This window comes from Alistipes sp. (assembly GCF_048465635.1).
Taxonomy (GTDB): Bacteria; Bacteroidota; Bacteroidia; order Bacteroidales; family Rikenellaceae; genus Alistipes.
Map to the genome: position 1 here is coordinate 81,224 of NZ_DBFWLF010000028.1, position 18,683 is coordinate 99,906.

Sequence of the window (18,683 nt, forward strand, 5' to 3'; positions counted from 1 at the left end):
CGCTTTTGCTTCTGTTGTAGAGAACATGTATACTTACCGATGCCCGGCTTCTGGCCGTGGGTATTGCACCGATTGAAACCTGTCCCATGAAAAAGTATCTTTTCGGCCTGCTGCTTGGCTGTATATGCTGTTCAGGTATTCATGCACAAGCTGTAAAAGTCCACATCCAATCGGATGGGCTGAATCTGCCTTTTGCTTACATATTTATCAACGAAAAATTTTATTCCTCAGCCGATTCTATCGGAACCGCTCTTATTCCGCGCAGGTTATTGAAAGACGGGGATGCCGTATCGGCCGAATATGTGGGGGCTAAGGAGACCGCGCAAATCTATAACGGTCAGGATGAAATCACCTTGAACCTGCCCGGATTGGACATTGAAGCGATCACCGTTTTATCGCGTGCCAAGCGGAAAGATTTCTGGCAGAACATCAATCAGTACAAGATTCGCAAGGCTTATCAAAAGATTGCCTGTCGTTTTGAAATCCATGAGAACGACGACACGACGAAGATTACAAAAGGGAGGGCCAAATATTATATTCGTCCCGTGGCAAACGCCGACGGATACGAAATCGTGGGAAATGTTTCCGATCTGGACAATCGAGCTAACCTCAGTCAAGCGACGATCGACCTAACCAAACTGATCGTCAACGAGGCTTTTGTAGCCGTTTGCTTCAAAAAAGGCATATCTACCAACAAGGGTATTCAAATCCTGAGAGAGAAAAGTTCGGCGAATAACCAAGCTATTTATACGATCATCCGCCCGGCTGTTTCCGCTGATAATTCGGACATGGAATCCATGAAAATATTTGTCGATGTCGAAAGCAGGAACATCACCCGGGCCATCGAGGGTTGGGAAACCAAAACTTACAAGATACTATACACGATAGATTACCGTGTAGCGGACGACTATTACATACCTTCTGACATTGCATGCAGAATCGTCTATAAAACCGGCGATCATAGAACGCTGTGTTTGCATATTTATGATTTGCAACTCGATACCAAAAGGGATAGAAATCAGAATCGATAGATTGCATCCGGATATTAAAACAGGCGTCCCGAAGGACGCCTGTTCCAGGATAGCCTTATGCAAAGCGATCATCAGAACCCGAACCCGATGCGGAACAGCACTGCCCCGGTGTCCTTGCCCATGTACTGATAGCGGATGCCCAGATCGAGGCGCATGCGGCTCGCGGGATCGCCGATCGTCACGCCCGGACCGGCCGCCACGTAGAGGTCGCGCCAATCCTTCATATAGTCCCATACGCCGATCGCCGCACCCAGATCGAGCGACAGGTAGACGTGCGTGGAGGGTGATACCGGATAGTAGCCTTTGGCGTTAGCGAAAGCGGAGACGAGGCCCGCACCCTTTTCGTCGCCCTTCGATCCGTAGAAGTAGTTCAGCCCGGCGCCTGCGCCGACGAACGCATAGGGCGACAGGCGCACGCCATGCACCGTTTCGAAAAGCACCCGGTCGGTGTTGACCGACTTGGTAATGTCGCCCACGCCCAGTCCGTACGCCACGGCCACTTCGCCCTGATAGTGCGGGAAGTTGTCCTTGCGCAGGGCGCGCAGGCGCGCCGGGGTCGTCGAGGCCGGTTCGAAGCTCTCTTTGCGGCCGTCGCCGTACTTGATGTAATCCACGTCGTGGGTCGAGAGGGTGAAGACCGGACCGCGTGCATCGCCCGCACGGGTGTATTCGATCCGGGTCCCTCCGACCCGGAGGACCTTGCCTTCGACGGTTTCGGCGTTCCGTTTGACGATCAGGTCCTGTGCCGCGGCCGTGCCGCAGAGTCCGGCGAGGGCGAGCAGAAGAAGCAGCTTTTTCATCATATTGCGTTTTTTAAGGGATTGCCTGCAACAAATATAGCGTTTTTTCGGCAGATTGTTTGCGGACGGGGCATCAACCTTGCGTGTCGAATGCAAACGTTAAAACGATCCGTTATGGAAAATCAATGCACGACGATGCCGCTTATCGGCGACAAGGCCCCTGCCTTCGAAGCGGAGACCACGCAAGGGAAAATCCGCTTTCCCGAGGATTTCAATGGCCGGTGGGTAATCCTGTTCAGCCACCCGTCCGACTTCACGCCCATCTGCACCTCCGAATTCGTCCTGTTCGGGGCCATGCAGGAGGAGTTCGCGCAGATGAACTGCTGCCTGCTCGGCCTCTCGGTCGGCACGAACGCCAGCCACACGGCCTGGCTGCGGTCGATCCATGACCGTATCGAGTTCAAGGGCCACAAAAAGGTGGCGATCGACTTTCCGCTGATCGCCGACCTTTCAATGGAGGTAGCCCGCAAGTTCGGCATGATCCAGCCCGGAGCGAGCAGCACGGCGGCCGTGCGCGCCGTCTTCTTCATCGACCCCGAAGCCAAGGTCCGCGCCGTGGTCTACTATCCGATGCAGCTGGGCCGCAACTTCGACGAACTGAAGCGCATTCTTACCGGCTTGCAGACCATCGACGCCCTGCACGTCTCCCTGCCCGCCGACTGGCGGCCGGGCGACGAGGTGATCGTCCCGATGAAAGGCGGGGACATGGAGCGGCAGCCCGAGGGGGTGAAGTGCTACGACTGGTATTTCTGCACCAAACCGCTGCCAAAAGAGGAGGTCGAAAACCGCCTCCGCCGACGGGTCGAGCAGACGGTATGAAAAAAGGGACTTCCGCAAGGAAGTCCCTTTTTCGTCGGTTCAGTCGAGCACTTTCGCCTGCTCGATCCGTTCGCGGAAGTAGTTCCTCAGATCGTCCCAGCGGTAATAGGGCGCTGTGTCCGAGGCGAGCGGAACCAGGACCTCCCGCTCGTTGTGGAGCAGCTTGACCAGCACCTCGTCCGAACCCGTCTTGCGGTAGAAGATCAGCTGCACGTTGGCCGCCATGGGCGAGATGCGGAAATCCTGCCACACCTCGGCGATCCGGTCCGGATCGTCCGTCTCTTCGTAACACCCCTCCAGACGCATCAGCGTGACGAGCGGCATCAGGTTGCCGTCGTGGCCGAAGCGGAGATCGGCGGCGGGTGCGCCCTGCCGCAGCGCGCTGTCGGCGCGGGCAACGATGTCTTCGAGCAATACGGTGGCGTAGTGCGCGGCATATCCGCGGTTGAGTTCACCGGGCCCGCGCTGCTGGTAATAACCGTAATTGAGGCACTCCCAAACGGCATACAACTCGTCGGGGGTCAGCACGTCGTCGAAGCGGATGCCGTTGCGCGTGTCCTGTTCGTTGACGGTGAAGGCCCAGAGCTGCTGCATGAGTTGGGCGCCGTCCACCTGGGCGGCATACTCCGCATCGCAGAACAGCCGTGCCTTGAGACGCTCGGGGTGGAGCCGGCTTGCCCGGAAAGCCCCTTCGGCCGCTTTCCAGCGCGCGCTTTTGGTCAGTTCGACGTACGCTTCGTCGAGGTCGGGGGTGGCCTGGGTGTTGAAGAAATTAAGGATGCGGGTCGTGCGCAGATTGGCCGTGCGCGTAAAGTCGAGCGCCGGATTGAGCTGCTGCAACCTGCCGCAGAAAGCCGCCATGCTCAGCACGCAGCGGACGACGATCGTCGAGCGGGCGTCGACGTGCGCCGCACCGCGGAACACCTCGGGAAAGGATTCGAACATGCGCTGCGCGATTTGGCAGTGCTGTTCCGCACCGAGCGGTGTGAGGTCGCCCACGCGGCCCTCGGCGTCCTGAGAAGCGAGCCGGATGCGGCGGTGCACGTCCTGCCCGAACTCCGACAGGGCCCCCGCTTCGGCGGCCTTGTCGAAGAGCGCAAGCGTTTTGGTGTATTCGGCCGGTCGGAGCAGCCAGCGCGAGCCGTGGCGGCCGTAGTGGCTGATGTAGAACGGTTCGTAACCCGCGGGCGCAGGCGTGCGTGCGGGGTTGTCGTAGGTGTAGACGTAATAGACCCCGCCCGCCTTGCCGGGATCGGCCGCGATCTGCTCGCGGGCGCTCTGGCCGTAGAGCGATCCGACGACCGCGGCCAGTATCAGCGTGAGAATCGGTTTGAGCACTCTCATGGAAGTCGCTTTTTAGCGGAGGTAGGCTCCCGTTTCACGCAGTTCGCACCGCAGTGTGTCCACGTCGACTTCGGAGGGTTTCACCCCGGTGCGCAGGGCGATGCGGGCGGCGCGCCCGGCGGCCTCGCCCAAAGCCATGCAGGTCGACATGACGCGCGTGGAGGCCATCGCCTCGTGGGTGAACGAAGAGCAGCGGCCCGCGACGAGCAGGTTCTCGACCTTTGCCGGTACGAGCGTGCGGTAGGGAATGTCGTAGCAGTCGCCGCAGTACTGGAGCGTGCAGTCGCCGCCTTTGGGGTGGTGCAAATCGACGGGATAGCTGGCTACGGCGATCGCATCGTCGAAGCGGCGGCACGCGAGGATGTCGTCGGCGGTGAGGACGTACCGTCCCACCGTCACGCGGCTTTCTCGGATGCCGAGGAATGGGGCGGTCCGGTCGAGCCAGGCGTTCTCGAAGCCCGGCACATACCCCTTGAGGTACTCCATGATCGGGTAAATCTGCTTGCGCGCCTCCAGCTCTCCGTTCGTATAACTCTCCGGGAGGGTCGGGTCGACGCCGTTCACGCGCGACATATTGACCCATATCTCGTCCTCGGCCATGCCCGTGATGAGGATCGTGCGGGCGACAGGGATGTCGATACCCGCTTCGCGCGCCCGGTTGATCTGGTTGCGCAGCCCCACGGTGATGAATTTTTCGTTGCGGAACGATTCGGCGGGCATGATGTCCATGTCGTAGACCTCCGGGTGGTTGACGATGGCGTCGCGCAGCCGCTGCGTCTCCACGCCGCGCATCGAGAACATCAGCGTCGGCGGCTGCATGCCGCCCTCCGCGTCGCCCTTGTGGCACTCGACGCCGGCCCGGTAGGCTACGTCGGCGTCGCCCGTGCAGTCGATGACGGTCCGGGCGAGGATCGCTTCGCGTCCGGCCTTGCTCTCGATGACGACGCCCTTCACCGCGTCGCCCTCCTTGATAACGTCGGTGCAGAAGACGTACATCAGCACCTCTACCCCGGCCTCCTCCATCAGGCGGAACGCGAGCGTCTTGCTCTCTTCGGGATCGATGATCGTCAGGCTTACGTGCAGCTTGCAGGGACGGTGGCCGCTGGCGGCATGCCGCTCCCGGAGGCGGTCGATGAAGCGCTGGGGAAGTCCCTGAATGATCTGGTTGCCCTTCTCGCCGAGGAATCCCAGGATCGGAAGCCCGAGCGTGAGGTTGCCGCCCAGATAGCCGCGGCTTTCGATCAGCATCACTTTCAGCCCCTCGTCCGCTGCGGCCTGCGCGGCCATAAGTCCCGACGGGCCTCCGCCGACGACGAGGATGTCCACCGATGCGCGCACGGGAATCTCGCGGGCCGGTTCGTGGATGGTCTTGATATTCTTTTCCATAGTTCTAAGGTTTGTTGTGCTCGTTTTACGCTTCGGCGGGAACCTCGGGGCGCGTCATCTTCCAGAGGATCAGTACGGCCACCCAGTGCAGCAGCCCCATCACCAGGAAGAGCGACGTGCCCATCGTGCTGAGCAGCTGCCCGACGTAGTAGTTGAAGATGGCCCCGCCCACGGCGCCGAATCCGGCCGTGATGCCCACCACGCTGGCGACGTTGCGCACGGGGAACGCCTCGGCGATCACCACGCAGATCGTGTAGAGCCAGCTCAGGCACATGATGGCGATCAGGCTGAACGAGGCAATGATGGCCGTGACGTTCCAGTAGCCCGGCAGCTGGTTGAAGTAGGGCGTGAAGATACAAAGGGGAGCGGCGATGGCGACGAGCGTCATCATGCGCTTGCGGGCCTTGAGGGGTTCCATGCCCCGGCGGACCATCTTGTCCGACCAGGCCGAGGTCAGCACGCCGCCCACGGCGCCGAACAGGAACGGAATCCAGCCGACCCAGCCCACCTGAACCAGCGTCAGACCCGAATCCTCCTGCAGGTAGCCCGGCAGCCAGAAGAGGCAGAAATACCATACCGGGTCGCTGACGAAGCGGATGAGCAGCACGCCCCACAGCGTGCGGGTCTTCCATAGCCCGAACCAGCTGAAGGCTTTGCCGTGGTGCTGGTTGGCGGCGCTCTCCGAAAGCGTTTTGTCCAGAATCTGCCGGGGAGGCACGGTGTAGACCAACAGCCAGACCAGCGCGATCGCAATGCCGATGGCTCCGGAGAGCACGAAAACGTCGTTCCAGGGGAAGATCGTCGAGAGCCACGCGATGGCGATCGGAGCGATGACCGTGCCGATCGAGCCGCCTGCGGTGCAGAGGCTGTTGGCCGTGGCCCGCTGCCGCTTCTCGAACCAGATCGTCACGGCGACGATCTGTCCGGCGAAGATCGTCGGCTCGGCCAGCCCCAACAGGCCGCGGAAGAAGGCGAACTGCGCCATGTTCGTCGAGAGGCCGCCGCCGATGCAGGCCGCCGACCACGCCAGAATACCGAAGAACATGACCTTTTTGGGCCCGAATTTGTCGACCAGGATGCCCGATATGGGGTACATGATGGCGTAGCAGATCAGAAATATGTTGACGATGAAAGCGTAACCGTCGTCGTTGATCTCGAAAGCGGCCTTGATGGTCGGTTTGAGGATCGAGAGCAGCTGGCGGTCGAGGTAGTTGCAGATGATGGCGATGAAGATCGTCACCACGATCACCCATTTCCGTTTTTCCGGATTGGTCAGTAGGTTCATTTGTCGGGTTTTTCGGTTAGTTTCGGTTGTCGGGGGTGTTCCCGAGGGCTTTGTATCGCTGGTAGCGCCGCATCAGCAGCCCGCGTCGTTCGGGATCGGGGCGGTAAAGGGTCGCGGGGAAGTTGCAGAGCCGGCGCTGGGCCTCCTCCACCGAGACGTAGCAGCCCGCGACTACCGCGGCGAAGACCACCGAGCCCATGGCGCACGCCTGCTTGCAGTCGATGACCGAAATCTCGCGGCCCGTGACGTCGGCGAGCAGCTGCATGACGAAAGGCGATTTCTGCGCGATGCCCCCGATGCCCGTCAGACGGTCGATCCCGACCCCGTTCGCTTCGAGGTGGTCGAGGATGGCGCGGGTGGCGAAAGCCGTCGCTTCGGCAAAAGCGTAGTAAATCTCCGGCGCCGAGGTCGAAAGCCTCAGCCCGGTGAGCGTTCCGGTCAGTTCGGGAGCCGGATAGGGGTTGCGGCGTCCGTTGAGCCAGTCGGTCGCCAGCGGCAGATCCTCCCGCAGCGGCAGGCGCTCGGCGGCGGTAGTCAGTTCGGCCATGATCCGGTCGCAGCACTCCCCGACCAGCCTTTTGCGGGTCTGCTCGTCGAGCAGCTCCGTGTGGGCGAGTATCTCCTTCAGGGGGAAACTCAGCAGATTTTTGAACCAGGCGTAGACGTCGCCGAAAGCGGACAAGCCCGCTTCGAAGCCGACCATCCCCGGGACGATCGAACCGTCCACCTGTCCGAAGATGCCCTCGACGAGGCGGCCCTCCATCCTCTCGGGCGGCATGAGCGCCATGTAGCAGGCCGACGTACCCAGGTTGAGCACCACCGTGCCGCACGCGATGCCGGCTCCCACGGCTCCCGCATGGGCGTCGATGTTGCCCACGCCGATTACCGTGTCGGACGGGAGGCCGAATTCGGCAGCCCACTCCGGTGCGATCCGCCCGGCGGCGTGGTCGCAGGTGTAGTTCTCTTTACTTATATGGCGCAGGAGGGGGAGCAGGATCGGGTCCAACGCTTCGAAGAACTCCTCCGGGGGGAATCCGCCCCACCGGTCGGACCACATCTGCTTCGATCCGGCGGCGCAGTGGCTCGTGCGGAGCCGCGAGGGGTTGCGCGCGCCGGTGAGCACGGCCGGAATCCAGTCGCAGAGTTCGACCACGGCGTAAGCGTCGCGTCGGAGCCGTTCGCTGCCGCGCAGCAGGTGCAGGGCTTTGGCCCAGAAGCACTCCGACGAGTAGTGGTTGCCCGAGTGGCAGGCGTAGTTGACGGCGCTGCGAGCGCACAAATCCGTGATCTGTTCCGCCTCCCCCTGCGCCGTGTGGTCCTTCCAGAGGACGAACATCGCATCGGGATCGTCGGCGTAGTCCGGCAGGAGCGCCAGCGGCGTTCCCTCGGCGTCGGTCAGACAGGGGGTGCTGGCCGTCGTATCGACCGCAATCGCACGCACGCGGCGCGCTGCGCCGGGATGCTTGGCGAGCACTTCGCCGATCACGTGGCGCAGACCGTCTAAGTGGTCCTGCGGATGCTGACGGAAGCGCGAACGGGCGGCATCGCAGTACGCCTGCCTTCCCCAGCGCGGGTAGTTGAAGACGGAATCGGCGACGACCGCACCCGTCGCCGCATCGGCGAGCAGCGCGCGGACCGAATCGGTCCCGTAGTCGATTCCTATGACGAAAGGTCCTTCCATGTTTCCGGATTTGGTTCTGTTTGCGGCCGGCGGGCATCCCCGTCCGGCGACCGATAGTGCAAAGATAAAAATAATTTTATTTTTGTTCCATGTTTTATCTTTTTATTTTCCTTTTTTATCATTATCGTATGTTTTTGCGGTTTGTGGTCGCGTTGTTTTCCGCAGCCGCTTCCGCCCTTTGGTCGGACCCTTTTTGTCGGAATCCGTGCCGGATATTATATAAGGTATGTTTTTTAGCAATTATTCATAGAAAAGAAACATAATTTTCCTAAAAAAGAAATATTAAGAAAGTATAATTTTTTAAAAGGGATAAAAAAAGAAACAAAAATCTTTGCGAAACATGAAAAATGTTTTTATCTTCGACAGGTCATTTATCCTTTTTGCGGACTAAAAGCGGCCGAAAGAGAACAATGCGTAACTTAACCTGCATATTTACAGGCATTTAAAATAGACGAACCAAATACAACCATCTACTAAACCATCCATTATGAAAAACACTTTCCGATTTCTAACCAGACTGCTGCTCGTGGCTGTCGCCTGCCTGGTGTGCGTTCCGCTCCCGGCGCAGACCAGCGAGGTCGGCGGTATCGTTACGGATGCCAACGGCATGACATTGGTCGGGGCTACCGTGGTAGTTGAGAATCAGAACGGTACTACGGGAGGGGGTACGACGACCGGAGCCGACGGCCGCTTCGCCCTGCGCGCCGAGCCGGGGCAGTCGCTGCTGGTCTCCTATATCGGATACACCGGACAGAAAGTCCAGGTGGTCGCCGGTAAGACCGAGTATGCGGTCGCGCTCGAGGAGGACCAGGCGAGCATCGACGAGGTCGTGGTGGTCGGCTACGGCGTACAGAAGAAGGTCAACCTGACCGGAGCCGTGGCATCGGTCGACGCGAAAGACATCAACAGCCGCCCCGTCGTTTCGATCTCCTCCGCGCTGCAGGGTATGGCCCCGGGCGTTACCGTCACCAGCCAGTCGGGCGCTCCGGGCGACGACGCGGGCAAGATCCGCATCCGCGGCATCAACTCGTTCGGCGGCAGCTCGACTTCGCCGCTGGTTCTGATCGACGGCATCGAGGGGAGCATGGACAGCGTCGACCCGAGCCTGATCGAGTCGATCTCGATCCTCAAGGACGCCGCTTCGGCTTCGATCTACGGTTCGCGCGCCGCCAACGGCGTGATTCTGGTGAGCACCAAACGCGGTTCGAAGGACAAGTTCACCATCACCTACAAGGGTTACGTCGGCTGGCAGAAACCCACGTCGCTGCCCGACAAGGTCGATGCCTACGAACACCGGCTGCTGACCAACGTCACGTTGCAGAACGACGGCGAAAAGCCTCTCTACGACGAGGAGGAGATGGCGCTCTACCTGAAGAACATGGGCAAGGACGCCGATCTCTACCCCAACACCGACTGGCAGGACGCCGTACTGCAAGGCTCGGGCTTTACCCACGGCCACAACGTCACGATGACGCTCGGCAGCCAGCGCGTCAGGATGCTCACCTCCTTGGGATACGTCGATCAGCTGGGTATCATCAAAAACACCGGTTTCGAGCGCTATACGTTCCGCAACAACGCCGACGTGGAGTTCAACAAGAAACTCTCCATGTCGCTCGACCTGTCGTTCTCGAACGGCGACCGCTACTACTCGCCTTATCAGAGCACGATCTTCAACTACATGAACACCCGTTCGGCGGACATCCCCAACCAGTTCACGACGGGACTTTACAACGGTCTGGGTTTGCAGAACAACAACCCGGTGGCCCTGATGTTGGAGGGCGGCCAGTATAAGACCAACACGCTGCGGCTGAACGGAGCGATCACGCTGCGCTACAAGCCGTGGGAGTGGATGACGCTCGAAGGCAAGCTGGCCCCGCGCTACACGACCACCAACAAGCACAATTTCCGGTCGCCCGTGACCACCTACGACGATGCGTCGGGTTCGAATCCGAAGGCTTCGGCCCCCTACCACTCCCTCACCGAGTCCGGGTCGCGCGCCTTCTACGGCAACTACAACTTCCTGATGACGCTGGGCCACGACTTCAAGTCCCACAGCGTGAAGCTGATCCTCGGCGCTGAGCGCAACACCTATGACTACAAATATCTGAGCGCCTACCGCGAAGTCTTCAACTACCCCGAATACGACCAGATCGATGCGGGTGAACTGGACAACCTCGCCAACGGCGGCCACCGTTACCAGTGGGCCATCCAGTCCTACTTCGGCCGCATCAACTACAACTACAAGGAGCGCTATCTGTTGGAGGCCAACCTGCGTATCGACGGTTCGTCGCGCTTCTCGCCGGCCAACCGCTGGGGCTATTTTCCCTCCGTGTCGGGTGCATGGCGTATCTCGGAGGAGCCGTTCATGGAGAATATCAAGCACGTCGTGAGCGCCCTGAAGCTGCGCGCCTCCTACGGTACGCTGGGTAATCAGAACTTGGCGGGCAGCGATGCGGCCAACTACTACCCCACCACGCCGAACCTGGCGCTGGGCTGGATCTCGATGAACGACCACATTAACTCGATCGTCACGCTCAACACGATGGCCAATCCCGACATCAAGTGGGAGACCACGACGATGGTCGACGTCGGTCTCGACCTGACTCTGTTCGGCAAGCTCAACATCACGGGCGACTGGTATCGCAAGATGACCCGTGACATCCTGATGAAGCTCGACCTGTCGCTGCTGGTGGGCCTGAACGCCCCCTATCAGAATGCCGGCAAGGTGCGCAACACGGGTTGGGAGATCGGCATCAACTACGCCAACAAGTGGCGCGACTTCTCGTTCAGCGTGGGTGCGAACCTTTCGGACGTGCGCAACGAGATCGTCGATATGCAGGGCCGCACCTCCACCAACGGGGTGATGCGCAACCAGGAGGGCTACTCCATCGGCAGCATCTATGCGCTGGAGAGCATGGGGATCATCCAAACGCAGGAGGAGGCCGACTGGGTCAACGCCAACTGCAAGCAGTACAATACGGTCAAGCCGGGCGACATCCGCTACGCCGACCGCAACCACGACAACAAGATCACCGATGAGGACAAGACCATCATCGGCAGCACGGTTCCCCGCTACACGTACAGCATGAACCTGAGCTTCGGCTGGAAGGGCCTGACGCTGAGCGCCCTGTTTCAGGGCGTCGGCAAGGTCGACGGCTACCTCAACTACTACTATGTCATGCCGGGCTATCAGGGCGGTACGTTCCGCAAGGAGCACCTCGACTACTGGAGCGAAACGAACCCCGACGGCAAAACGCCGCGCCTCTCCTCGGCCGACAGCAACAACTGGAAGGACTCCTCCTTCTGGATGAAGAGCGCGTCGTACCTGCGTCTGAAGAATCTTCAGATCGGCTACGAGCTTCCGAAGAAGTGGACCCGCAAGATCGGCCTGGGTTCGGCTTTCATCTACGTCAATGCGCAGAACCTCTTCACGGCTACCAATTTCTGGCAGGGTTACGACCCCGAGGTCGCCTATGGCGGCGACACGAGCAAGGAGTTCGACGCCGTAGCGCTCGGCGGCGCCAGCGCGGCGAACAACTACCCTCAGGTGAAGATTTACACGGTCGGCCTCGATCTCAAATTCTAATTCATGCGGACTATGAAAAAACTGATTATATCTACGGCATTGTGCAGCCTGCTGGTGGCTGGCGGCTGTTCGCTCGACCGCGAGTATCTCAACGGTCCCTATGCCGGTAAGTTCCCGGCCAACGAATCGGAAGCAGTGAGCGGCCTGCTCGCCGCTTACAAGAATCTCACGCTGATGGATGCCTCGTCGACCCCGTTCCCGGGCATTCAGGACAACATGACCGACATCGGCGCAGCGCGTATCAACACGGCCAACTACACCTCGCAGCTGCTTTCGCAGACCTCGACGCAGAGCGCGCTGGTCGAGAAACTCTTCTCGCAGATTTACAAGGGCGCGGGCCGCGTGCATCTGGTGCTGGACGGACTGGACGACATCCGCGGCATGATGGACGAGGATACCTTCTATTCGATCAAGGCCGAGCTGCTGTGCGTGCGCGACTATTACTATGATCTGGGTTGTCAAATGTGGGGCGACATTCCCTTCGTCGACCACGGTCTGACGCTCTACGACACCAACATCGGGCGCACGCCGCGTCAGCGGGTCATCGAACGCATCCTCTTCGAGGACCTGACCGACGAACTGCTCGACCACCTGCCCCTGCGCTACAACAAGGAGGAGTGGGGAACGGGCCGGCTGGGCCGCGTCGGCGCTTACGGTCTGAAAGCCCGTATCGCGCTGAACTGGGGCTACTACGAGTTGGCTGCCGAGTGTGCCGACAAGGCGCTTACCCTGGCCGACGGAGTGTATTCGCTGGTGCAGTTCGACAAGACCTACTGCGGCAAGGATCATACGGAGGGCGAGCCGAGCGTGTCGAACCTGTTCGGTTTGTCGGGCAAGAACTGCGACGAGATGATCTGGGCGCTGCAATACAACACGGCGATCAACGAGAACCAGCACAACGCCGGCTACTACGCTGCGCCGCGCATCGCGGGCGGCTGCTCCTATTTCGGCCCCACGCAAAACCTGATCGACGCATTCCAGTGCACCGACGGCAAATCCATCTCCGAATCGCCGCTGTTCGACTACAAGAACCCGTGGCAGAACCGCGACCCGCGTCTGGACCTCTTCTGCGTCCGTCCCGGATCGCGCGTGCTGGGGCTGGAGTTCCAGACCGCCAAGGGCCGCAAGCAGATCATGAACTACAACACGGGCAAAATGGTCGCCAATTCCGAGGCGACGGGCACGAAGTCGGAATACGGGGCGAACGGCACGAAAGGCCCGGCCGGCTACCTGTGGCGCAAGTATATCGACATGGCCGAGTACAAGAATAACAACATGAGTTTCGGAACCAAGTCGGTGTGCGTCATCAACTACCCGCTCATGCGGCTGGCCGAGTTGTACCTGATCCGCGCCGAGGCCAACATCATGATGAACGGCGGCGACCTCTCGCAGGCCAAAGCCGACATCGAGCAGATTCGCTCGCGGGCCGGCATGCCGGCGCTGACGGTCTCGGACCGCGACGGCCTGCTGAAGGCGCTGCGCTACGAGCGCATGGTCGAGCTTTGCAACGAGGGCTTCCGCTGGTTCGACATCCGCCGCTGGGACATCGCCGAAAGGGTCGTCACGGGTCCGCTCTACGCCCCGGCCAACGACGACGCGGGTTCGCTGTCGAACGCCAAGCCCTCCTTCGATGAGAACTGGCACGCAATCTACGACGGTGCGACCTTCGACGGAGAGAAGATGAACCTGCGTTCGTTCATCAAAACCATGTACTACAACCCGCTCAAGGACAAGCTGTGGCCGATTCCCGAGGCGGAGATGATCGCCAATCCGTCCATGACGCAGAATCCTTTCTATTAGTGGACGGTCCTCTAAACGCTTGTCAAAACCATGAAAAAGAATCTTATGATCCGATTTATGAAGCTCAAAACGATGATGCCGCTCGTCCTTTGCGCCGCCCTCTTCGCAGGATGCGCCAACGACGATGACGACAACGGCCGCGGCCGCGGTTACGACGGACCCGACGGGACCGACACCTACGGCTACGTCCGCGATACGGACGGGAATCCCGTGGCGGGAGTGGTCGTGAGCGACGGCTATACCTGCGTCGAGACCGATCAGACGGGTCTCTACGGCTTCGAACGCAACGCTGCGGCGCGCTTCGTCACCTACTCGCTGCCGGCGGAGTTCGAGGTCGCCGTCTCGACCCTCACCGGCCTGCCCGAATTTCACGCTTCGCTGCGTGAGGCGGTCTGCCGCTACGACTTTACGCTCAAGCGGCTGCCGCAGGCGGAGAAGAAGTTCACGCTCTTCTGCATCGGCGACCCGCAGGTCAACGACATGGACCATGTCTATCGCTTCAAGCAGGAGACCGTAGCCGACATTGCGGACTACGCCTCCAAAAGCGCGGAGCCGGTCTATGCCATCACGCTGGGTGATCTGGTCAATAACAAGTGGGACCTGATCCCCAACATGGTCTTCGCCATGCAGGCCGCCAAAGTGGGCATGCCCGTGTTCCAGACCGTCGGCAACCACGACCACGACTACAACATGAAGGACGACGCCTCGGCGCTGCGCACCTACGAGACCTACTGCGGACCGACGAACTATTCGTTCAACCGCGGCGACGTGCACATCGTCTCGATGGACAACGTGCAGCACCGGCTGGAGGCCAGCGACAGCTACGACGGCGGCCTCTCGGCGGCTCAGTTCGAGTGGCTGAAGCAGGACCTGAGCTTCGTTCCGAAGGAAAAGATGGTCATCTTCTGCGTCCATATCCCCTTCCGCGGCGGTTCCGCTTCGGGCGGTTCGAACATGAACACCGACAAATATTATCAGGAGGTGTTGGACCTGCTTTCCGAATACGCTTCGGCGGCGATCATGTCGGCCCACACGCACTCGAACATCAACTACATCCACACCGTCAACGGCAAGCAGATTTACGAGCACGTCACGGGCACGACCTGCGGCGCATGGTGGAAATCGACCGTCTGCACCGAAGGGACGCCCAACGGCTATGGGGTCTACTCGGTGGACGGAGCGACGATCACCGACTGGATCTACAAGCCGGTAAAGTACGATGAGAGCTTCCAGGTGCGTCTCTACCGGGGAACCGACAAATTCAAGGGCGGCGACAAGAGCTATTCGTTCGCCAAGTCGGCCAAAGGTCAGATCGTGGCCAACGTCTGGAACGCCGATCCGGCGTGGACGGTCAACGTCTATGAGAACGGTGCGCTTTCGGGGCAGATGACCTCCTACTCGGACAAGGACGCCTGGACGGTGGCCTACCACGTCGGCCGGCTGGGCGGCAGCTCGTCCTACGACAAGAAGACCGACCACCTCTTCTACTATACGCTGAAAGACCCCGCCGCTACGGTGCGTGTCGAGGCCGTCGACCGCTTCGGCCGGAAGTATTATCAGGACCAGTTCACCGATCCCGCTTCCGATCCGGGCAGCTATCCGGCCATGTAAACTTAATACCGATCAAACCTATGAAAAAGATAGCATTAATCCCCTGCCTGCTGCTTGCGTTGCTGCTGGGCGCCTGCTCGGATAACGACCAAACGGATTCGAGCATCGAGCTGGCCTGCCCGCGGCTGACCTACAAGGTGACCGACAACCTGGTCACCGTCACGTGGACGGCCATCGAAAAGGCCGAGGGCTACGCCTGCAAACTCAACGAGGACCCCTACGAGAATATCGGTCCCGAAGCGACGAGTTTCACCGGGAAACTGCGTCAGGGAGCCAATCTCTTCTCGATCTATGCCATCGGCAACAAGGCTCACACGACCGATTCGGCGGTCCGCACGCTGGAGATCGAGTTCGACTGCACGCTGCCCAAACCCGAAGTGGCGGTCGCCACGGAATCGGGTGTGACGACCTTCACGTGGAAAGCCGTGGCACGCGCCGAGGGCTACGCCTACAAGCTCGACGACGAGACCGACTTTACGAAGGTGAAAGCCGACGTGCTGACCCTCGAAAAGAGCGGACTTGCCGGCGGCCAGCACGTCTTCTACATCTATGCGCTGGGTAACGGCGAGGATTCGATGGACTCTCCGGTGCAGGAGCTGAAATTCGACATCGTGGACACTTCGCACGGCCTGTTCGTCCGCAAGACCACGGGCGCGATTACCGCCATGACGGAGACGTCGAGCAAGGTCTACACGGCTACGATCGACTGCACGGCGCAGGATTCGTTCTTCATGCTGATCGACGACGTGCAGCACGGTTTCACCGCCTTCAGCGGCAACGGCGGCGTGGGTCAGGTCAACAGCCTGTTTGCGGCGGTTCCCTTCTACAACGGGGTGGATTACTATGTCCGCGAGAGCATGGGCCAGCTGACCGATCAGCCTGCGGGAGAGCTGAACGCGCTTTACGTGAATATGGACAGGGAGTGCCGCGTGGAGGTCACGGTCGACCGCAACTATACGGACGGCGTACCCCGCTACCGGATGCGGCTCGTCGAATCGGACGACTCGATCATACTGGCGCAGTATTTCGACCTGATGATCTACGGCGGCGACTGGCCCAACTACAAGGGCGGCACGGGCTTCAAGGAGACCGTCGGCGAGGGCGTCGACGGCACGGCTCCCGGCCGGAAGAACGAAGGCACGGGAACGGCGTTCGGTGCGGAGTTGGTTTCGACCTCCGATGCCGGCGTGGAGACCTACCTCGCCAACCGCAACCTCACGGGCTGGACGGCCGAGTACGCCTACGAGTTCCCGGGCTGCCTCCGTCTGTGCAACAGTACGCCCAAGACGGCCGTGGGTATTCTCGTTACGCCGAAGCTGACAGCGCTGACCGGACCGACGAAGGTCACCGCGACCTTCGACGGCATGCGGTTCGCTTCGGAGGGCGACATCAAGGTGAGCGTACTGAACGCCGGAACGATCGCTTCGGCCCGGGTGAACGTCGACGGCAAGACCATGACCGACATCACGGTCGAAGCCGACGGGAAGAGCTTCATCATTACGATGGCGCACGGTACGAAATTCGCCAACGCCGCAATCAAGTCGTGGTCCGAGTTCTCGTTCGAGATCGAGGGCGCTACCGCCGAAACGCAGATTCGCTGGGAATCGGCCGTCGGTTCGGCCGGCCGCTACATGCTCGACAATATCGTCGTGAGAAAATAACCGATTCGGGTCCGGCGGAACTGCTTCCGCCGGACCTTTTTATCCGAACTGCTATGAAAAGATTCCTGATTCTTTGTGCGGCCCTGCTGCTGGCGGGCACGGCCGGAGCGCGGGAGCGCAACGTGCACCGCGTCCTCTCGTGCAACATCCGCGTGGCGCTGCCGCAGGACGAAGCCAAGGGCGACGGCTGGTCGACGCGCAAGGCGGTCTGCGAAAAGGTGATGAAGGCGCAGCGGGCGGACATCTTCTGCCTGCAGGAGGTCACCGTCGGACAGTACGAGGACCTGTGCCGCATGTTTCCCGACTACATGGTTTTCGGCTATGCGGGTCCCGAGATGGACGCGATGCCCGACCGGGAGTATCACGGCATTGCCAAGAATCTGGTAATGTTCTCCAAGAAACGCTACCGGATGACCGGAGCCGGGGTTTACTGGCTGTCGGAGACGCCGCTTGCGGGCGGTTCGCTTTCGTGGGGAACGGCGCGGGCGCGCCACGTCAACTGGGTCCGGTTGCAGGACCGGCGGACGGGCCGCGAGTTCCGCGTGCTGTCGGTGCACCTCGACCACATCTCGCAGGAGGCGCGCATGGCTCAGATCGACGTGGTGCTGAACGAAACGAGACAATATCCCGACAACGTTCCGCAGATCATGGCGGGCGACTTCAACTCCAAACCGTGGAACGGCGTGGCCAAGAAGATTCTGGGCGCAGGCTGGACCGATGCGTTCGTGTCCGCGAACGGCGGCGACGTGGCCGAGGTTTCGTGCCACGTGTTCAAGGGGGATGCTTATAAGCCCAAGGGGAAACCGGGCCGGATCGACTACATCTACCTCAAGGGGTCGGGTATCCGTGCGACGGAGAGCCGCCTGGTGAAGGATTCCGTGAACGGCAGATTCCCGAGCGACCACTATTTCCTTTCGGCCGACGTGGTGATCGAGTGACGTGCCGATTTCAAAAGCAGCGCCCCGACCGTAAAGGCCGGGGCGCTGCTTTCAAACAGTCGGCTGATTGGGTCAATCCCGGGTCCGGATGATGATGACGCCGTTGGCGCCGCGCATTCCGTACATGTTGCTGCCCTTTTGTACCTCGACTGACTTCACATCGTAGATGCTCACGGCATTGAGGCTGTTGACGGGCGAGCCGTCGCAGATGATCAGAGCACCGTTTTTCGAGTTTACCGATTTCACCCCGCGGATGACGATCTCTCCGTTGATCAGCTGCAGGCTGGGAATCAGGTTCAGGACGGCTGACTGCAGGTCGGTGTAGCCGCGTTCGAGCATCATCTTGCCGGTGATGCCCGTCGAGCTGGAGGTGTATTCCCGGCGTTTGACGTAGCCGATGCCGCAGTCCACCAGTTCCTGGTCCTCTTCGCATGCAGGACTCGGGCCCTCCCATACGACTTTCAGACTGCGTCGCCCTTCGAGGGGAATCTCCGCCACGTCGCTTTTGAAACGCATGACGAGCGTGTCGTCGGGCGACAGGTCGGTCAGCCCGAATTTACCCTCCCGGTCGGCTATGGTGCGCTTGTCGCTGTGTTTGACCGAAATTTTCGCTTTGATTCCTTTGCCCTGCCGGTCGGTGACCAGACCGTTGAATGGCGTGCCTGAAGACGCTGCGTCCTGCGCGGAAAGTGCGGTGTGGAACATCAGGCAAATTGCGAGCAGAAAGAGTGATTTTCCCAT

At 60.4% G+C, this 18,683-nt stretch carries 13 protein-coding genes; 7 read left to right on the forward strand and 6 right to left on the reverse strand.

The window, feature by feature from the left end; all coding sequences use genetic code 11:
- The first annotated feature begins 86 nt into the window (after positions 1-86).
- The gene (locus ACMO9O_RS10015; protein ID WP_418983725.1) at positions 87-1,031 is read left to right on the forward strand and encodes a hypothetical protein; all 945 of its coding nucleotides are present in this window, start codon (positions 87-89) and stop codon (positions 1,029-1,031) included.
- A gap of 71 nt (positions 1,032-1,102) precedes the next feature.
- On the opposite strand, the gene ACMO9O_RS10020 is transcribed toward ACMO9O_RS10015, so the two are convergent.
- Positions 1,103-1,831: a hypothetical protein gene (locus ACMO9O_RS10020; RefSeq protein ID WP_418983726.1), complete on the reverse strand. Its 729-nt coding sequence runs from the start codon at positions 1,829-1,831 to the stop codon at positions 1,103-1,105.
- Between the two features lie 114 nt (positions 1,832-1,945).
- Here ACMO9O_RS10020 and ACMO9O_RS10025 point away from each other — a divergent pair, with 114 nt between their 5' ends.
- On the forward strand, positions 1,946-2,650 hold the full coding sequence (locus ACMO9O_RS10025; protein WP_418983727.1) for a peroxiredoxin: 705 nt from the start codon (positions 1,946-1,948) through the stop codon (positions 2,648-2,650).
- Positions 2,651-2,689: 39 nt separating this feature from the next.
- Here ACMO9O_RS10025 and ACMO9O_RS10030 read toward each other — a convergent pair whose 3' ends face one another.
- From ACMO9O_RS10030 to ACMO9O_RS10045, 4 genes are read right to left on the reverse strand one after another with little or no spacing between them, the layout of a single operon-like run.
- Positions 2,690-3,994, reverse strand: a complete 1,305-nt coding sequence (locus ACMO9O_RS10030) for a histidine-type phosphatase (RefSeq protein ID WP_418983728.1) — start codon at positions 3,992-3,994, stop codon at positions 2,690-2,692.
- 12 nt (positions 3,995-4,006) lie between these two features.
- Positions 4,007-5,380 carry an FAD-dependent oxidoreductase gene (locus ACMO9O_RS10035; protein ID WP_418983729.1) on the reverse strand — a complete coding sequence of 458 codons (1,374 nt, stop codon included), beginning with the start codon at positions 5,378-5,380 and terminating at the stop codon, positions 4,007-4,009.
- A gap of 25 nt (positions 5,381-5,405) precedes the next feature.
- Positions 5,406-6,665 carry an MFS transporter gene (locus ACMO9O_RS10040; RefSeq protein WP_418983730.1) on the reverse strand — a complete coding sequence of 420 codons (1,260 nt, stop codon included), beginning with the start codon at positions 6,663-6,665 and terminating at the stop codon, positions 5,406-5,408.
- Between the two features lie 16 nt (positions 6,666-6,681).
- Positions 6,682-8,346, reverse strand: coding sequence for a ribulokinase (locus ACMO9O_RS10045; protein WP_418983731.1), 1,665 nt, complete (start codon positions 8,344-8,346; stop codon positions 6,682-6,684).
- Between the two features lie 487 nt (positions 8,347-8,833).
- Between ACMO9O_RS10045 and ACMO9O_RS10050 the strand changes: the two genes are divergently transcribed.
- The 5 genes from ACMO9O_RS10050 to ACMO9O_RS10070 are packed head-to-tail and all read left to right on the forward strand — an operon-like array spanning position 8,834 to position 17,942.
- Entirely contained in the window at positions 8,834-11,932 is a 3,099-nt protein-coding gene (locus tag ACMO9O_RS10050) for a SusC/RagA family TonB-linked outer membrane protein (RefSeq protein ID WP_418983732.1), read from the forward strand.
- 12 nt (positions 11,933-11,944) lie between these two features.
- Positions 11,945-13,732 carry a RagB/SusD family nutrient uptake outer membrane protein gene (locus tag ACMO9O_RS10055; RefSeq protein ID WP_418983733.1) on the forward strand — a complete coding sequence of 596 codons (1,788 nt, stop codon included), beginning with the start codon at positions 11,945-11,947 and terminating at the stop codon, positions 13,730-13,732.
- Between the two features lie 30 nt (positions 13,733-13,762).
- Entirely contained in the window at positions 13,763-15,343 is a 1,581-nt protein-coding gene (locus ACMO9O_RS10060; protein WP_418983734.1) for a calcineurin-like phosphoesterase C-terminal domain-containing protein, read from the forward strand.
- A gap of 20 nt (positions 15,344-15,363) precedes the next feature.
- Complete coding sequence (locus ACMO9O_RS10065; protein WP_418983735.1) at positions 15,364-17,004, forward strand: hypothetical protein; 1,641 nt, start codon at positions 15,364-15,366, stop codon at positions 17,002-17,004.
- A gap of 53 nt (positions 17,005-17,057) precedes the next feature.
- Entirely contained in the window at positions 17,058-17,942 is an 885-nt protein-coding gene (locus ACMO9O_RS10070; RefSeq protein WP_418983736.1) for an endonuclease/exonuclease/phosphatase family protein, read from the forward strand.
- Between the two features lie 72 nt (positions 17,943-18,014).
- On the opposite strand, the gene ACMO9O_RS10075 is transcribed toward ACMO9O_RS10070, so the two are convergent.
- Positions 18,015-18,683, reverse strand: a complete 669-nt coding sequence (locus ACMO9O_RS10075; RefSeq protein WP_418983737.1) for a TonB-dependent receptor plug domain-containing protein — start codon at positions 18,681-18,683, stop codon at positions 18,015-18,017.